At 64.3% G+C, this 16,516-nt stretch carries 19 protein-coding genes; 16 read left to right on the top strand and 3 right to left on the bottom strand.

The genetic code is table 11. The features are described 5' to 3' along the window. Positions 1-133: 133 nt before the first annotated feature. The 14 genes from VIO10_RS10315 to VIO10_RS10250 all read left to right on the top strand — a co-directional run bounded on the left by VIO10_RS10315 (position 134) and on the right by VIO10_RS10250 (position 8,078). A complete protein-coding gene (locus VIO10_RS10315) occupies positions 134-508 on the top strand; it encodes a hypothetical protein (protein ID WP_331963329.1) in 375 nt (124 codons plus the stop codon). Positions 509-581: 73 nt separating this feature from the next. Next, complete coding sequence (locus tag VIO10_RS10310; protein ID WP_331963326.1) at positions 582-800, top strand: helix-turn-helix domain-containing protein; 219 nt, start codon at positions 582-584, stop codon at positions 798-800. 237 nt (positions 801-1,037) lie between these two features. Then, a complete protein-coding gene (locus VIO10_RS10305; protein WP_331963323.1) occupies positions 1,038-1,943 on the top strand; it encodes a DUF7146 domain-containing protein in 906 nt (301 codons plus the stop codon). Positions 1,944-1,950: 7 nt separating this feature from the next. Beyond that, positions 1,951-3,066 carry an AAA family ATPase gene (locus VIO10_RS10300; RefSeq protein ID WP_331963320.1) on the top strand — a complete coding sequence of 372 codons (1,116 nt, stop codon included), beginning with the start codon at positions 1,951-1,953 and terminating at the stop codon, positions 3,064-3,066. 103 nt (positions 3,067-3,169) lie between these two features. After that, a complete protein-coding gene (locus tag VIO10_RS10295) occupies positions 3,170-3,481 on the top strand; it encodes a hypothetical protein (protein ID WP_331963317.1) in 312 nt (103 codons plus the stop codon). After that, positions 3,478-3,708, top strand: a complete 231-nt coding sequence (locus VIO10_RS10290; protein ID WP_331963314.1) for a hypothetical protein — start codon at positions 3,478-3,480, stop codon at positions 3,706-3,708. The genes VIO10_RS10295 and VIO10_RS10290 overlap by 4 nt, the downstream gene beginning before the upstream one ends. 1 nt (position 3,709) lies before the next feature. After that, positions 3,710-4,015 carry a helix-turn-helix domain-containing protein gene (locus VIO10_RS10285; RefSeq protein WP_331963311.1) on the top strand — a complete coding sequence of 102 codons (306 nt, stop codon included), beginning with the start codon at positions 3,710-3,712 and terminating at the stop codon, positions 4,013-4,015. Further along, a complete protein-coding gene (locus VIO10_RS10280) occupies positions 4,012-4,302 on the top strand; it encodes a helix-turn-helix domain-containing protein (RefSeq protein WP_331963308.1) in 291 nt (96 codons plus the stop codon). The genes VIO10_RS10285 and VIO10_RS10280 overlap by 4 nt, the downstream gene beginning before the upstream one ends. Positions 4,303-4,340: 38 nt before the next feature. Beyond that, positions 4,341-4,541, top strand: coding sequence for a hypothetical protein (locus VIO10_RS10275; RefSeq protein WP_331963305.1), 201 nt, complete (start codon positions 4,341-4,343; stop codon positions 4,539-4,541). Positions 4,542-4,584: 43 nt separating this feature from the next. Further along, entirely contained in the window at positions 4,585-4,839 is a 255-nt protein-coding gene (locus VIO10_RS10270) for a hypothetical protein (RefSeq protein WP_331963302.1), read from the top strand. Positions 4,840-4,861: 22 nt separating this feature from the next. Next, entirely contained in the window at positions 4,862-4,984 is a 123-nt protein-coding gene (locus VIO10_RS10265; RefSeq protein ID WP_331963299.1) for a hypothetical protein, read from the top strand. Between the two features lie 318 nt (positions 4,985-5,302). After that, the gene (locus VIO10_RS10260) at positions 5,303-6,463 is read left to right on the top strand and encodes a site-specific integrase (RefSeq protein ID WP_331963296.1); all 1,161 of its coding nucleotides are present in this window, start codon (positions 5,303-5,305) and stop codon (positions 6,461-6,463) included. Between the two features lie 258 nt (positions 6,464-6,721). Further along, positions 6,722-7,393 carry a cytochrome b/b6 domain-containing protein gene (locus VIO10_RS10255; RefSeq protein ID WP_331963293.1) on the top strand — a complete coding sequence of 224 codons (672 nt, stop codon included), beginning with the start codon at positions 6,722-6,724 and terminating at the stop codon, positions 7,391-7,393. Next, complete coding sequence (locus tag VIO10_RS10250; protein WP_331963290.1) at positions 7,386-8,078, top strand: molybdopterin-dependent oxidoreductase; 693 nt, start codon at positions 7,386-7,388, stop codon at positions 8,076-8,078. The genes VIO10_RS10255 and VIO10_RS10250 overlap by 8 nt, the downstream gene beginning before the upstream one ends. On the opposite strand, the gene amrB is transcribed toward VIO10_RS10250, so the two are convergent. Further along, the gene (gene amrB, locus VIO10_RS10245) at positions 8,075-9,301 is read right to left on the bottom strand and encodes an AmmeMemoRadiSam system protein B (RefSeq protein WP_331963287.1); all 1,227 of its coding nucleotides are present in this window, start codon (positions 9,299-9,301) and stop codon (positions 8,075-8,077) included. The two genes, VIO10_RS10250 and amrB, sit on opposite strands and share 4 nt — an antisense overlap. A gap of 154 nt (positions 9,302-9,455) precedes the next feature. On the opposite strand from amrB, the gene VIO10_RS10240 reads away from it, so the two are divergent. Beyond that, positions 9,456-9,887: a Rieske (2Fe-2S) protein gene (locus VIO10_RS10240; protein WP_331963284.1), complete on the top strand. Its 432-nt coding sequence runs from the start codon at positions 9,456-9,458 to the stop codon at positions 9,885-9,887. A gap of 3 nt (positions 9,888-9,890) precedes the next feature. Here the strand turns inward: VIO10_RS10240 and VIO10_RS10235 are convergent, their stop codons facing one another. Together VIO10_RS10235 and VIO10_RS10230 are read right to left on the bottom strand one after the other, a co-directional pair. Beyond that, complete coding sequence (locus tag VIO10_RS10235; protein WP_304819693.1) at positions 9,891-10,142, bottom strand: hypothetical protein; 252 nt, start codon at positions 10,140-10,142, stop codon at positions 9,891-9,893. Between the two features lie 71 nt (positions 10,143-10,213). Next, entirely contained in the window at positions 10,214-11,440 is a 1,227-nt protein-coding gene (locus VIO10_RS10230) for a class I SAM-dependent RNA methyltransferase (RefSeq protein WP_331963277.1), read from the bottom strand. Between the two features lie 129 nt (positions 11,441-11,569). On the opposite strand from VIO10_RS10230, the gene VIO10_RS10225 reads away from it, so the two are divergent. Next, positions 11,570-16,345, top strand: coding sequence for an NAD-glutamate dehydrogenase domain-containing protein (locus tag VIO10_RS10225; protein ID WP_331963274.1), 4,776 nt, complete (start codon positions 11,570-11,572; stop codon positions 16,343-16,345). Positions 16,346-16,516: the final 171 nt, after the last annotated feature.

Below are 16,516 nucleotides of genomic sequence, written 5' to 3'. Positions count from 1 at the left end.
ATACGCAACGTGGAACAGACTCCATCGAGCCCGAATCTCACCCGGCATGGTCGATGTCGTCGGGAGAGTTATCCAGGCGTGCGCCGCTGAGCTGTTCCGCGTAGCGATCCGGACCTATCAGGAGCGCGTAGCGGTGAAGCTGAGACCCAAGGCCGCCGATCGGGCGATGGCGCTCGACACCTGGAACTTCGTGGGGCGCGTGCTGATGTCTCAGAGCCCGTGGATCGCCGCGCCGGTCTTTACCATGCTCTACGACTACATGCGGGCGTGCGGAGCGCCGCTGCCCGAGACGTATGCCGGAGCCCGAGTTGCCCGCATGCGAATCAACCGCGGACTGAGGCAAGCGTACAATCCGCGCAGCGGCATCAGCGGCGGCTGGCGCCAGCACTGGCTGGGCGCCTACCCGCTGAGCGATCTGCTTGTACGCCGTTATGGATTCCCGAAGGTGGCCCAGGCCCAGGGCACCAACCGCAAGTACCAGCGAGGCTCCGGCCGCCAAAAAATCTGACACCCTCTGCAATTCCTTTCACGGTTAGTTAGCTTCGATTCGGTGAGCGCGACATGCGCCCGGAGTCGAAGCGATGAGTGAACCCGAAGGACTAATCTCGCAGCGTGAGGCGGCGCGCCGGCTCGGCGTCGGCCGCTGGACGATCCGCAAGCTCATTCGGGCCGGCGAGCTGCGCGCCTTCCGAGTGCGGACCGCCATCCGCATATCACCGTTCGATCTGCGCCAGTACCTCAACCGGCATCCCGCCGACCGCGGCAATGCACCCGGCGGCGCGGCGAACGGAGCAACCTGACCAGTGAACAAACGGATGAGCCGCTCGGCCCGTCACGGCCGAGCGGCGCGAGAGGACAGATGGACACCGAAACTTTATCGCAACGATCCGAGCTTGAGCAACCGAGCCCGAACCTGCTCATGGTCCGCGCGATCCTGAAGCGCGCCGGATCGAGGCTGGCGGCGCACCATCGCCTGATGCTGCGCAAGCACTGGCAGCAGTCATCCGAGACCGCGCCGCAGCGCGAGAGGTGCGGACGTGCTGACGTTCGATGACGCGATCGCGCGGCTGCCCGGCGGACGTCTCGAGGGCGAACGATACCGCGCGCCCTGCCCGGCGCACGGCGGCGCGCATCTCAATCTCAGCGTGAGGGCCGACGAAAACGGGATCGCCTGCTTCAAGTGCTGGAGCCACGGATGCAGCACGAAAGAGATCGTGGCCGCGCTCGGGGCGGCGCCGGCGTCCGTCAAATCGGCCGCGCCGCGGGCGAAGATGAAGACCGCTGATGAGAAAGACACGCGCGCGCTGGCGGCGAGACTCTGGCGCGAGGCGCGCGACGCGCGCGGGACCATCGTACAGGACTACCTATTCGGGCGCGGCTTCACGGGCGAAATGCCGTGGGAGCGGCAAGTGAGTCATCAAGTTGATACTCAGCCCGATTACTTAGTCGGGCTGGGGATTCCGGCGGCGCTGCGCTTCCATCCGCGGCTCAAGCATCCGAGCGGAGTCTATCTGCCCGCGATGGTCGCGGCGATCGAGGACCGCGAAGGCGCGATCGTCGGAATCCATCGGACGTTCCTAAAGCCTGATGGAACGGGCAAGGCGGAAGTCGAGCCGAACAAGATGGCGCTTGGGCGCGTGGCTGGATGCGCGGTTCATCTGAGCGCCGGCGCTCCCGAGTTGGTCATCTGCGAGGGGATCGAAACGGGGCTTTCGATCCTGCAAGCAACCGGGCTTCACGTCTGGGCGGCGCTCGGCACGTCGAATCTCGGCCAAGTCGAGCTTCCCGGATTCGTGCGCGAGGTCATCATCGCGGCCGACCACGACGACGCGGGACTGAAGGCCGCGCGCGGCGCGGCTGAGTCGTATCAAAAAACTGGATACCAAGTGCGAATAGTCAGTCCTTCAACTAGCGGGGAGGACTTCAACGACCTGGCGTGGTGAAGGGTTGATGGACAATCTGCATAAAGACTTCGAGCAGGGCTTCGGCAAGGGCAAGGTGGTCGAGCTACGCGATTCGGACGCATACCTTGCCAAGCATGGCGTTCGCTTCGGGCGGGCGCGCAAGACCAAAACGCAACGGGTTGCCTGGCTGTGGCCAAACTGGATACCTCTCGGCGGCCTGACCTTTCTCTGCGGCGACTCCGGCATTGGCAAAAGCGTCCTGCTCTCCGCTCTGATTGCCATTGTCACCCGTGGCCGGAAGTTTCCCGATGGCGCCAAGGCCCCGCGCTCTCAGGTTGTTTACTACGGCATCGAGGACAGCATCCGGGCAGCGCTGGTCCCGCGTCTCAAGGCCGCAAGCGCCGACCTGGACCGGGTGTCTATCGTGGAACCCGACTTCTCGCGCACCGATACGCACGGCCCGCTGTTCAAGGGTCTGCCCGAAGGAATCGCGCACGTCGCGGAGTTCGTCCGCGACACCGGGGCGCGGCTCGTAATCTTCGATCCCCTTGCTGATTTTGTCGCGGGCAACACCGATCTAAACGACGAGGCCGCTGTACGCCACGCGCTCGCCCCGCTGATGCGGCTGGCGGAAGAGAAAGAGCTAGCGATCCTCTGCGTGCGGCATCTCAACAAGCGGAGCGAGGCCAAGGCGCTCTACCGGATACTCGGCTCAAGCGCCTTCGCCCAGGCGCCGCGCGCCATCTTCGCGGTCGAGCAGGACCCGGAGCGGGAAGACGGCCGGCTCCTGCTCTGCCTCAAGAGCAGCTACGCGAAGAAGCCGGCACCGTGGCGCTTCGGACTGACGGCCGGGCGCAACGGCGTAGTCCGGGTCGAATGGGGTGAGCGCGTGGAGAAAGAGGCGGCCGAGGCGATGGCCGAGGCGGGAGAGATCACGCCGGGCAAGCTTGAGGAGGCGTGCGAGTACCTGGGAAAGGCACTCAGCCACGGCAAGGCCAACGCATCGATCGTCTTACGCGGCGCGCGCGACCACGGAATCTCGGACATGACCCTTAGGCGCGCCCGTAAAAAACTGGGCGTCAAAGCGGAGCCCTACTGGGATGAGACGAGCAAGAAGCTCAAGGGACAGTGGATATGGATTGCGGGCAAGGAAGAGCCGTGATCGCGGCGAAAGGCAGTCGGCTCACCCCCGCACAGAGGGTTGAGCTGACTGGACTGACCATGCTGCTCAACGCCTTCTCTCCCAACGGATTCATGGGAGCAGCATGGTCAGTCGGGTCATCCTTTCACACACACTTCGCGCGCGCGGCTGCGCGCGCGGATGCGAGGCCGTGATGATGGGCGATTGCGCGGTCCAAGCTCTGCCGGGGTTCGGGCCGGAGGTCGGCGATCCGTTCCGCTTCACGTGGTGGAACACGCGCGCGGGCGCGCCGGTCTGGGTCGAGTATCGCGGGCGATGGCGCGCCGGCGTCATCGTTGGCCGCGGCAGAAAGTATGTGACGGTCGAGACCGCCGGCTGGCGCGGGCGGAGCCGATGCGTCAGGAAACTCTACTCGGAGTTACGGAGGCGGCGATGAAGTGCGCGAAGTGCGGAAGGGAAATCGACGAGGCCCGCGTCAGTGCCGCAATCAAGCTGGGCGACGGGCGCGCGGCGCTCGACTGGTTTTGCTTTGACGCCATGCTGAAGCCCGGCCGCGCGGCGGAGCTGATGCGCCTGTTGCGCGACGCCACCATTCGCGCACGAAACAATGGCGCGCCGGCGTCGGCGGCAATCGGCGAGAGCGAACAGGACGAACCGGAATGAGATGAAATCGGGCGGCAAATTTCGCGGCGCCGCGAACGCGGAGACGATCCGCGCGCTGCGCTCGGTCATGGCCGCGACCGGCGGCAACGCGAAGGTGCGCGAGCTGTACCAGGTGCTCCGCGTTGAAGAGGCGGCCGAGTTTCTCGGCATTGCGGTTCAGACCGTGCGGAACATGACGGCGCTCGGTAGACTGCCGTGCACCCGCATGGGGCCGCACTGCGTCGGCTACCAGCTTATCGACCTGATCGCGTGGCTCCAGAAACGGCAACAGCCGGCCCGCCGGGAAACCTCGGAGGAAATCACATGACGGCAAGGAAGGATAGACAGACCAGGGGATCTGAAACCAACCGGCATTTCCGCACGCTGCGCGGCGTGCTCCAGGCGACCGGTGGCGCGGCGAAGATTGAGGAGCTGTACCGCGTGATGCGCGCGGAAGAGGCGGCGCGTTTCCTTGGGCTCGCGGAGCCGACCGTCCGAGATATGACCTATCGGCACGAATTGCCGTGCGTGAAGCTTGGCGCGCGCGCCGTCGGCTATCGCGTAATTGACCTAATCGACTGGCAGAAAACGCGCCGGGCGCCGGCGCGCGGGTGAGTGGCAACATGAGGTTGACACTGAGTAGACTTACGCGCATGGCGAAGCGAAAGGACGGCGGTTGGGTGACCATCATCGAGGCTGCGAAGCGCGCGGGTGTCACGCGCTGGGCGCTCTACAAAGCGATTCGCGCGGGGCGGCTGAAAGCAGAGGTGCGCGAGGTCACCCGGCGCTCTCTCGCAATCGACGCGCACAGCCTGGCGGAGTTCATCCGCGCGCGCCAAAAACGCGGCGGTTGACATGATGACTACCGCGTGCCACGCTGGCGGTCAGAGGTGAACCATGAAGCTTATCGAACGGATTGACCTGGCTGACAAACGGCGCGCGGGCAAAGGCGCGTCCGCACGGTCTGACCGCCCGCCCGGCGCCGGCGCGACGCGACGGCCGAGCCGGCCGACAGCAAAGGCGCGCCCGGCGGATCGCTACCGGCGCTGCTTCGAGCAGGTGATGACGGAGATCGAGGACTTCGAGCGCTGGCGCTCGGCCGTCGAAACCGCGCTGATCCTGATCGCGGGCAAAGTCGGCATTCCGTTCTAACGACAATACGAGGTGACGGACTGTGACGACGAACGCACTTATTGTGGAGTTGACGGGACTGGGCAAGCCAGCGATTCCGGGCGTGACGCCGACAGTTACGCCGACAGCGGCGCCGACACCGGCGGCAGTTCCGGCCAAGGGGTAACGCCATGCAAGCAATCCTAGGCGAAGTAGCCAACTTTGGGTGGACGCATCCGGTGACAGTGTTCTTGGTCTGCGTAGTCCTAGGCGTCTGCAAGACGCTGGACGATAGGCGGAGGAGCAACACCGGACCAAGTGAGGTGAACATGGCGCGCTCGACCATATGCCCGCGGTGCGCGGCGGCGGCTCGCAGCGTCACGGCGCGATTTTGCACGCGCTGCGGAGGCGGCCTGTAAACCTAGCCGCTGCGCAGGCTGGTGATGGCGCTCAAGGTTGCGGTCGGAGCGCGGCGCCGGCGCCGCGCTCAAGTGAGGTAATCACGATGGCACGCAAAGAAGAAAGCTACGGTCCAAACATCGTCGCTGACCCGCGCCGTCCGGGCGCGTTCTATGTGCGCATCTACCATGCCGGAGTCCACTACAAGCGGCGGGCTGCGTCGCCCAGCCATGCGCGCGAGTTGCGCGAGGAAATCCGCGTAGCGATCCGCAAGGGCGAGTGGCCGCCGAAACCAAAGGCTAAGTTGGCGCTGTTGGACGAGCTGCTCGAAACGTACCGCGAAGAGAAGCAGCGTGAAGGCAAGGCCGTGATGGACAGCGACGTTGGGTTTAGACGGCTGCTTGAACGCTTCGGCGGCCGGCGCGCCGATTCGCTCACGGCCCGCGAGGTCAAAGAGTGGCGCGACGCGTTGCTTGAAGGGCATACGCCGGCGACCGTCAACCGACACCTCACCATACTCCGGGCGATCCTGCGCATGGGCATGAGGGACCGCAAGATAGAGGCCGGCGCCATTCCCGAGATCGAGCCCTTCGCAGAGAACAACAAGCGCGTGCGCTACCTGACCGCTGATGAGGAGCTGCGGCTTCTAGAGAAGCTGCCTGAGTGGCTGCGCCCGCTGGTTATGGTTGCGATTCACACCGGGATGCGGCGCGGCGAGCTGCTCAACCTGATGTGGGCAGACGTGGACTTCGTGGGCGGGATCATCTTCGTGCGCACGTCTAAATCAGGCGAAGGGCGGCGGATTCCGATGAGCCCGACCGCGCATCGCACGCTAAGCGCTCTCCGCGAAGCGCGGCGGAAGCGGCTTAAAGCCCGAGTGGTGAGGCGTGAGGCTGCGAACCCTCACGTGTTCAGTGCGCCGCAGGGCGGCCTGATACTCAACCTCAATCGCGTCTGGTATGGCAGAACCCCACGATCGAAACGCGCCGTGGGGCCGGTAGCGAACGCCTGTCCCTCAGCCAGCGAGGGCGTGATTAAGCGCGCGGGACTTGAGGGGCTGCGCTTTCACGATTTGCGCCACACCTTTGCTTCGCGCTTGGTGATGAACGGCGTGGACCTGTTCCGCGTGCAAACCCTGATGGGCCACAAGTCGCCAATGATGACGCTCCGGTACGCCCATCTGAGCCCGGAGCATTTACGCGCAGCGGTCGCAACGCTCGACGCGCCGGGTGTGAAGCCGTGGGCGGAAGAGCGGCAGGGAAGTTGACATAATCCGTGGTCAAATCGGCGGGCAAATCGGCGGGCAAATTGACAGGTAACTACAGGTAACTGCCGGGAGACACAGACTTAGGAAACTCAAGGGCTTTTCGGAAATCCCGCGCCAGCTAAGGCCTATCCGGCTTGCCTCACATGCAAGAGGTCCCTGGTTCGAGTCCAGGTGCGTCCACCATCGTTTACTCCCGCCGCCGCCGAACAATCCCGGGTTGTGACTGACGATCCCGGGTGGCATCAATATAGGTCGGTAATGGGATCATCGACCGCTGAAAACCGACGAAAGGAACGACGCGCGCAGCCTGCCGCGATTCGACTGGCGCATTGGATTAACATTCCGCTGCTCGTCATCATGGCCGGCAGCGGGCTGCAGATTCTGGCCGCGTATCCGGCGCTCGGCCCGCGCGGCGCACTATATAGCTGGTATCCGTTCCAGAACGACGCGCCGCCGTCGTGGCTGCGAATCGGCGGATGGCTCGCGGGTGCGCGCCATTGGCATTTCGCGATCGCCTGGTTCCTCATCCTCAACGCAGTACTTTACCTGATTTACATGGTCGCGAGCGGTGAATGGCGCCGCCGCGTTTTCATTCCGCGCCGCGATGCTTCCAATGCGCTGGCGATGCTCGGTTACTACTTGCGCGTGCGTAAGACTCCGCCGCCTGAGGACTTCTACAACGGTGCTCAACGTCTCGCCTACACGTCCGCGATTCTGTTCGGAGTCGTCGTGGTTCTGTCCGGACTGGCTATTTACAAACCGGTGCAGTTGTACTGGATAACCGCGGCATTCGGCGGATACGACGTCGCGCGCGTAGTGCATTTGAGCTGCCTTGTTCTGCTCGCACTGTTCACCGCGATGCACCTGGTGCTCGTCGCGCTCCATCCGCGGACGATCGTCACCATGTTGACCGGAGGACGGCGTGGCTAGCCTGATCACGCGGCGAAAACTTCTGCTGAGTCTCGCCGCCGCCACCGCGCTCGCCGGATGCGACAGCCGTCCCGCGTCGATGTTTCTCGCCGGGATGGGACGTTGGAACGAGCGCGTCGATCGCCTGTTGTTCTCGCCGAATCGGCTCGCGCCCGAACCGCCTGCCTCCGAACTCACGCCCGAGGCCGATTTCCCGAGCTACTTTATTTCCGACACGATTCCGTTCGCACCGGACAATTGGATGCTCATGGTGGGCGGACTGGTCGCGCGGCCGTCCGTCTTCTCGCTCGAACAGCTCAAGCGGATGCCGCAAACGGGCATGCGAATTCGCCATCATTGCGTCGAGGGTTGGTCGGCGGTGGCCGAGTGGCAGGGCGTGCAGCTGCGCGAGATCGCCCGCATGGTCGGCGCCAGTCCCGACGCGCGATACGTCGAGTTCCGTTCGTTCGACGCCGGCTACTTTTCATCGTGGGATATCGAAAGCTCGCTTCATCCGCAGACCATACTTGCATACGGCATGAATGGGCGCGCGTTATATCCCGATCACGGCGCCCCGCTGCGCCTCTATTCGCCGGTCAAGCTCGGTTACAAGAACGTGAAGTATCTGACCGAAGTGAATTTTCTCCCCCGTCGCAGCGGCGGGTACTGGGAAGATCAAGGATACGATTGGTACGGCGGCGTCTAGTCGATCGCGAGGCTCGCGAACGACACCGCCGACTCGCTCTGCGGTTCCATCGCGATTCCATATTTGAGCAACCGCGCGCTGCGGCCGCGCAGCAGCTCGAGTTGGGTGTACATCGGCGCCAGACCGCAAATTCGCCGCGCGTCGCGATCCTTCACGATGTCGGCGAAGAAGCCCTCGGGGTCGCCGCGCTTGATATTTTCGATGAGGCCGAGATCCTCGCGCTGGACGCGCTCGGCCACCGCGTGATCGGCGCTGAACTCGTCGCCGAATTTCCTGCCGACGTGCGCGAAATCCACACCCGCAAGAATCAGCACCCGGCGACAATCCGCGTCGAGCTCGGACCTCAGCGCCGCGATGAACGATCCAACCCGGGCATCGCGCGCCGGCATGACTCCGCTCGCGACCAATTCATGGAACGAACTGACCAGGATCGGCACGACCTGGTAGCCGCGCGCGCCGAACGCGTAGGCAAGAAACAGCGCCTGGAATTCGATCGAATGCTCGCCGCGATGCAGCATCTCGTCAGCGAACAGATCGCCCTGGTACCGCGCCGCGAGCCGATCGATAAAACCGCCGTCGGTCTCGACCGCGCCAAACGGCGTCGCGTAGTTCTTGCGCGTCGCGCTGAACAGCTCGGGGCCGGCGCCGTAGTGCGAGGTTCCCAGAATCACGATCAACTCCGGGGGATCGTGCGCCATCAGCTCATGGTAGGCGTGCGCATAGGCGGCCGCGCCTCGGCGCGGATCGATATGAGGCGCGATCAGGCCCGCGAGCGACGCCGCTTTTCTCACCGCGGGAACGCGGCCCGGTCCCTCGGGTGGATCGAAGTACCCCGCGAGTTCGAGCCGCAACTTCGCCGGATCTTTCTCGTAGCACAGCCCCGCCAGCGCCGCCGGACGGTCGGGGCTGGCGAGAAATTCCTCGCGCACGCACCGCTCGCGCGCGTGGAGCGCGGGCGAGTCGAGGAAGTACGCACGATCCAGCGCCGCGATCAGCTCGTCGAGCTTGTCGAGCGGAATCATCTCGCCGAAGCGCTGCGCAAACGCGGCCTGGATATCCTTCAGCGACATCTTCCCGTCGAATAAAGTCACGATGAAGTAAGCGCCCATCCCGAGCATGATCGGTTCGGGCGCCAGCCCGCTCGGATCGCGCAAACAGATCAGCGTCTGACCCTGCTGCTCGACGGGGAAAGCCTCGACGGCGCGAATCTTTGGATTTTCCATCGCGAAATCTAAATCTTGGTGATACTCGGCGGCCCTGGAGCAAACGCCGCGTTTACAGATGCTATGGGCTTTGACAAAATCCGGCAAGCCGACGGGAATTCCGCGCGCGAAAATCCGCCATTCGCTTCGAATCGCCATGCCCGGCTAACACCCAATGTCCGACCAACATCGACGCCGCGCCGCCCTGACCCGATCCCGTCCGCGACGCAAGGACGCGCCCGCACGTGCCCGCTACAAAGTCGCGCGCACCGACGCGCTCGCGCCCGGCGAGTCGCTGAAGTTCATGCTGCCGATTCGCGGCGCCGACGAGGAATGTTTTCTGATCAACTTCGGCGGTGAGTTCCACGCCTACGTCAATCGATGCCGGCATGTGCCGATGGCGATGGACTGGGTGGACAATCAGTTTTTCGCGGAGGACGGCCGCTACTTGATTTGCCAGACGCACAACGCCTGTTACGAGCCGGCCAGCGGCGAATGTATCGCGGGACCGCCGACCGCATGCGGCAAATTTCTTTACCGGGTGCCGACGGAGATCGAAGATGGAGTCATCTACGCTCGTCCGCCGCAAGCTGAATTCGAAGACTAGCGTCTATTCGTATTCGTCGCCGAAATGGGCGCGCACGATTCGCGCCTTGAGGTACTCGAGCGTGCCGAGGTCCTCGACGATGTCGCCGCCGGTGTCGTAGAAGAACAGCTCACCGTTCTTCGTGCGGCCGACCGCGATGATCCATTCGAGGTCGTCCCGGTCCTCAAGCAAATAATTGATCGTCTGCGCCACCCCGCGGCCCGGGATGATCGTAATCTTCGGCCTCGGGAGCTTTTCCTTTTCCTGCTTGGGCATCTTTTTGATCAAACCTCTGGCGGGAGGATGCGGGAACCGACCACTCAATTACATTAAGAATGCCCCGCGATCTAAGTCAATAGCGCGTGCACCACGATCTCAACATGATGCGTGTTGGGGAAAAAATCGAACCCGCATACGCGATTAATTTTATATCCGGCCCCCGCAAGCACGCGCAAATCACGCGCCAGCGTGGTCACGTCGCACGATACGTAAATGACGCCCGGTGCGCGCAGCTTGACGATCGGTTCCATCAGGTCGGGCGCGCCGGTGCGCGGCGGATCGAGAATTATGACCTCGGGACGATAGCGCGCGCGATGCAGAAAATCGGCGGTCGCCGACGCCTTCATCGCGACGAACTGTGCGTCGCGAAATTTCAACCGCGCGGCGTTGCGCGCCGCCGCCGCGATTGCTCCCGCATCGGCATCTACCCCCGTCACTCGCGCGCCGCGACGCGATGCGGGCAGACTGAAGTTGCCCGCGCCGCAAAACAGATCGAGCACCGCCGGCGATTCGTGAATCGCCGCCATTTCCATCACCCGCGCTACCAGCTTCTGGTTCTGCGCGCGATTCACCTGGCTGAAAAGATCGGCGTCCACTTCGAGCGATAACCCGGCCTCGAGCTCGATTGCGATCGCGCTGTCGCCTGCCGTCGCGCGATGCGTCCCCGATCGCAGCACGATTCCGGCAATCTCGCGGTCCGATTCGAGCACGTTGCGCGCTCGCCTGAGGTCCTCTTCGACCGCCGGCTTCTTCAGATGTGCGACCTGGACTTCGCGTGCGCCGTCGCGGACCACCTCGATCTCTTCGACCCGCTTGCCGAGCGAGCGCGCCAGATGCAGCGGCATCCGGATGGCCGGCTCGGCGACCATGCATGAATCGATCTCGACGATCGTGTTGCTGCCGGCGGAGTAAAACCCAAGCACGCCCCTGGCGCCCACCCTGAGCCGGATTCTCGACCGATAACCAAACTCGGCCGGCGCCGGTTCGACGAGTCCCGCCGGATCGATCGCGACACCAAGCGCATGGCCGAGCTCGCGCGCGACGACTTCGCCCTTGAAACGGACTTGGGCGCCGTAGTCGATGTGCTGCCAATCGCATCCACCGCATCGCGGCAGATAGGGACACGGGGCAACCCGGCGCTCGGCGCTCGCGCGGAGGATTTCGCGAATTCTCGCGAGCGCGTAATCGCGGCGCTCCGAAACTATCTCGACCTCCAGCCTGTCTCCCGCCACCGCGCCCGCGACCATCACAGCCTTGCCGTCCCGGTGGCCGACGCCGAAGGGCCCGAATGTCATCGCGCTGATATCTATTTCCGGCATGCGCACCCAAGTTTATCTGCACTACGCAATTCGCGCGACGCGACTTATAATTGATGCGCGCGCGTGGCCGCGCCATTTTATCTGCGCCTTCACCGGGTGACGCCCTTGGCGATCGAAACCGAACTCCGCGAACTAATCGACCGGAATCTGCCCGCTGATTCCGCCCGCCTCGTATCCGCCTTCGCCGACCGGCTCTTCGCGCGCGAGTCGGCCGACAGTCGCGAGCAGGTCCCGGCCAAAAGGCGCCTTACTCTCGTGCAGTCGGCGTTCGAATTCTTTTCCGTCCGCGCCAATCCCGTGATCGCGCGCGTCGAATCTGCCCCGGCCGACGACCACGACACACTCGCCATCGTCGAGACCGTGACGATCGATTGCCCGTTCATCGTCGATAGCCTGCTCGAATATTTCCATCATCTCGGCGCCACCGTTCGCACGATGCTCCACCCGGTCTTCAAAGTCACTCGCGACAAACAAGGGCGGATTGCATCGTTCGAACAGTCCCTCTCCACCGAGCGCGGCGAGTCATTCGTTCATGCGGAACTGGAGCTAACGCCATCACCCGAACAGGCGCGTCAAATCGAGCACGATGTCATCTCGATTCTTACCGAGGTCCGCGCGGCGACCGGCGACTTCGAGCGGATGACCGGCCGCGCCCTGCAGATCTGTGAGGAAACCGCGTCGAACCGCGAACTGATCGAGGTCCGCGACCTCATGCGCTGGCTCGTCCACGGCAGCTTCGTGTTTCTCGGCTATCGCCGCTTTCTCGTGAGCGGCGACGACGCCGCCGCCAGATTCGCGCTCGATCCCGGCGCCGAGCTCGGCGTCATGCGCGAGCACGACCAGTCGCGATTTCGCAGCTCGGTATTGCTCGAGGAACTCTCGCCCGCGCGCCGCAAGCTCTTCTTCGAAGGACCGCCGCTGGTGATCGGCAAGACTCGCGCCGAGTCCCACGTACATCGCCGCCGCCCGATGGACAGCGTCTCGATTCGCCGCACCGACGCATCGGGCCGCGTCGTCGCGTTCGATAATTTCGTCGGGCTGTTCACCTCCAAGGCCTACGCGGAGGAGGCGCAACACATTCCGGTTCTGCGCGCGAAGCTGCGCGAAGTGCTGGAGTGCGAGGGCGCCGCCCCCGGCTCGCACGACTACAAGGAAATCGTTTCCGCCTTCAACAGCTTTCCCAAGGATGAACTCTTTCGCGCGCCCGTCGCCGAACTGCGCGCGCAGTTGCGCCTCATCCTCGACTTTAAGAGCGAAGGCTCGGTGCGACTCTTCGTTGCGCCCGACGTGCGTCACGGCAACGTGATCGCGCTGGTGGTGATACCGCGCGACGCCGGCTCCGCCGAGCTTAGCCGGCGCATCCAGGATACTCTTGCAGCCGCGCTCCACGGCACTTTGGTCTATTTCTTCCTGGCGCTCGGCGAGGGTTACACGGCGCGCCTCCATTTCTGTTTCGTTGCCGATCCCCCAAAGCCTTCGGTCATCCGCGCCCTTGAGACCACGATCGCCGAGCTCGCCAGACGATGGAACGATCGCTTGCAGGAGCGGTTGATCAAAAAATTCGGACCCAAGCGGGGACGCGCGCTCGCTGAGCGATGGGCCGGTGCGTTCAGCGCTGACTATCAGGCTGCGATCGACGTAACGCGCGCGGTCGGCGACCTCGAAGACGTCGAAGCGCTAATCGCCGGCGGCCGTGATTTCATGGTCGAGGCCGGACGTACCGCTGCCGACGGCCACCCCGGCGGCGCCGGCGAGATACGGATTATGGGCATTGGCGACGCTCCGATGCTGTCCGATCTGATGCCCACTTTGCAGAACTTCGCCATCGAGGTGTTGGCCGAGGACGCTCTCGAGCTTCGCCCGCGCACGGACGGCAAAGTGACGCGCGCGTACCTGCAGGTTTTTTCTGTGCAAGGACCCGGCTCGCAACCGTTCGACAAATTTCCCGGCGCCGCGCTGGTTGCCGACGCGATCGCCGCCGTGCGGATCGGCCTTGCCGCGGACGATTCCCTAAACGCGCTCACTCTCACTGCGGGCCTTGCCTGGCGCGAGGTCGCGCTCCTGCGCGCGTACCTCGTCGCCGCGTTTCAGATGCGTCTGTCGCCCGCTCGTCTCGGCTTGCAGCGCGTTCTGTTGCTATATCCCGGTCTCGCCCGGCTGCTGTTCGAGCTGTTCACCGCGCGTCTCTCATTCGACAGTCCGGCCGCGCCGGAAAAAATCGCGGGCCTGCGGCAAGCGTATCTCGCTAGTCTCGGCGCCATCGAAAATATTGGTGACGATCGCACTGCGCGCGCGCTGCTATCATTGGTCGAGGCCACCGTGCGCACCAATTTTTTCTGCGCGGTGCCGTCGCCCGATCCCTACATCGCGCTCAAGTTCGAAAGCGCGCGCATCACCGGGCTGCCCGACACCGCGCCGCTCTACGAAATTCACGTTAACAGTCCGCGCATGGAAGGATGCCATCTGCGCCACGGGCGCATCGCGCGCGGCGGAATTCGCTTCAGTGACCGCCGCGACGATTACCGCACCGAGATCCTCGATCTGATGAAGACCCAGACCGTGAAGAACGCGATCATCGTCCCGATCGGCGCCAAGGGTGGCTTCATCGTCAAGCCGCGACCACGCCATCAGCCCGATCCCCGCGACGGCGTCGAGGCGTACCAGACGCTGATCAACGCGATGCTCGATCTCACCGACAACCTCACCGGCGACGGCCCGGTGCATCCCGCTCGCGTCAGGGTGCTGGACGACGACGGCCCATATCTCGTCGTGGCCGCCGATAAAGGCACTGCGAGTTTTTCCGACCTCGCTAATCAGATCGCTCTCGAGCGCGGCTTCTGGCTCGGCGACGCCTTCGCTTCCGGCGGCGAGCACGGTTACGACCACAAGCAGATGGCGATCACGGCGCGCGGCGCGTGGGAATCTGCGCGCCGGCATCTGCGCGAGATGGGTCGCGATCCCGACCGCGGCGCGCCGATCACGACGGTCGGCATCGGCGACATGTCGGGCGACGTGTTCGGCAACGGCCTGCTGCGCTCGCGCAACTTGAAGCTCATCGCCGCCTTCGACCATCGCCACATCTTTATCGATCCCAACCCCGACCCCGCCGCCAGCTTCGACGAACGCAAGCGCCTCTACGACCTGCCGCGCTCGAGTTGGTCGGACTACAATTCCACGCTCATCAGTCCCGGCGGCGGTGTCTTCCGCCGCGGCCAGAAACGAATCGACCTCAGTCCGGAGGCGCGCGCCGCGCTCGGATGCGACTGCGAGGCGCTCGACGGCGAGTCCTTGATCCAGCGCATTCTGCGCGCGCCCGTCGATCTGTTGTACAACGGCGGCATCGGGACTTACGTCCGCGCCTCGACCGAGACCGACGCCGAAGTCGCCGACCACGCCAACGACGCATGCCGAATCGCCGCGCCTGACCTGCGCGCCAAAATAGTCGTCGAAGGCGGCAACCTCGGTTTCACCCAACAGGCGCGTATCGAGTACGCGCTCGCCGGTGGGCATATCAACACCGACGCGATCGACAACTCGGCCGGCGTCGATATGTCCGATCACGAAGTCAATCTGAAAATTCTGCTCGAGCCCGGCGTAGCCCGCGGCGAGATCACTGGCGACGCGCGCAACCGCGCGCTTGCCGCATGCGCCGGCGAAGTCGCCGACCGGGTCATCGCTGACAATCGCGATCAGGTGCTCTCGCTCAGCCTCGAGCAGCTTCGCAGCCGCACGCACTTGACCGAGTTTCGCGACCATCTCCAGGCCATCGAGGATCGCGGCATCTTGGCCGGGATGGAGCCCGTGCTGCCCGCCCGCGAGGCGATTCGCGAGCGCCACTCACGCTACCCCGGACTCACCCGCCCCGAGCTTGCGCTGGCCGCGGCCTACACCAAGATCGATCTTATCCGGCGGATTGAAACCACCGTGCTGGTTGACGATTCGTATCTCGTCGGACGTTTCCTGCAGCCATACTTCCCGCCCTCGCTCGCCGAGCACTTCAGCCCCGACGCCAGCGCTCATCGCCTCCGCCACGCGCTGATCGCGACTCGCGCCGTCAATGAACTCGTCGATCTGGTTGGCTCGACTTTCGTCTTCGGCCACGTGCGCGATCGCGGCGGCGCGGCTGAGGATGTGGTCCGCGCATGGGTGATCGCGACCGACGTGCTTTCGATTCACGAACGCGCCGGTCTGCTCAAGCGCAACGCCGCGACGACCGCGCCCGAATCGGAGCTGGGCGCGTTTCTCGCGCTCGAACGCGCCTGCCGCAGCGCTACACGATGGGCGCTCAGCGAGCTGGAGCCTGCCACTTCGATCGGCGCCGCGGTGACCCGCTTCAAGCCCGCATTCGAAATGCTGTCGGGCGAGTTCGAGTCGATGCTCGTGGCCGGCGAGCGCGACCGCTTCGAGCGCCTCTATCGCGAGCTTCGGATCGACGTCCTGAACGGCGAACTGGCGCACGGGCTTGCGCGCCTGGCCTTCGCCGATCACATTCTGAGCGTGCTGAGCCTGAGTTTCGCCCGCGAAATCGAACCCACCAATGCGGCTCGAGCGTACTTCCGCCTGAGCGCGCAATTCAACTTCACAATTCTCGAAGATGCCCTTCAATCGATTGGCGCTGACGACCGCTGGGAGCGGCGCGCCGCAAACGAACTCGCCGCTGAGCTTCGCGCCGCTCGCATCGCGCTGTGCTGCGCGGTGCTCGACGCCATCGCCGACGATCCCGATATCAGTGTCGATGAATCGATCGAGCAGTTGAAGCGGGTTCGCGCCGATAGATTCGCGCAACTCGCGTGGCTCTTCGGCGAACTCAAGGCCCTTGCGTCCCCGAGTCTGCCCGCGATTCACGTCACGATTCGCGCCCTCTCACGCCTCGCAGCCTGATCCCGCGCTCTTGCGCAATTGTCCCCAAACCCTTCTAACAGGGACGAAGTCCCTGATCTTTTCTTATATTAATACCGGGTGCAGGGGTCACCCCTGGCCGTGGCGACGGCAGCGCAGCATTAAGAAAGGAAAACACGGCGCGCCCGCGGCAGGGCCCGCGCGCGACAACGG

The organism is Candidatus Binatus sp., assembly GCF_036567905.1.
GTDB lineage: Bacteria > Desulfobacterota > Binatia > Binatales > Binataceae > Binatus.
Note: the sequence above shows the minus strand (reverse complement) of the source record. Positions and strands in the feature narration are given on the sequence as shown.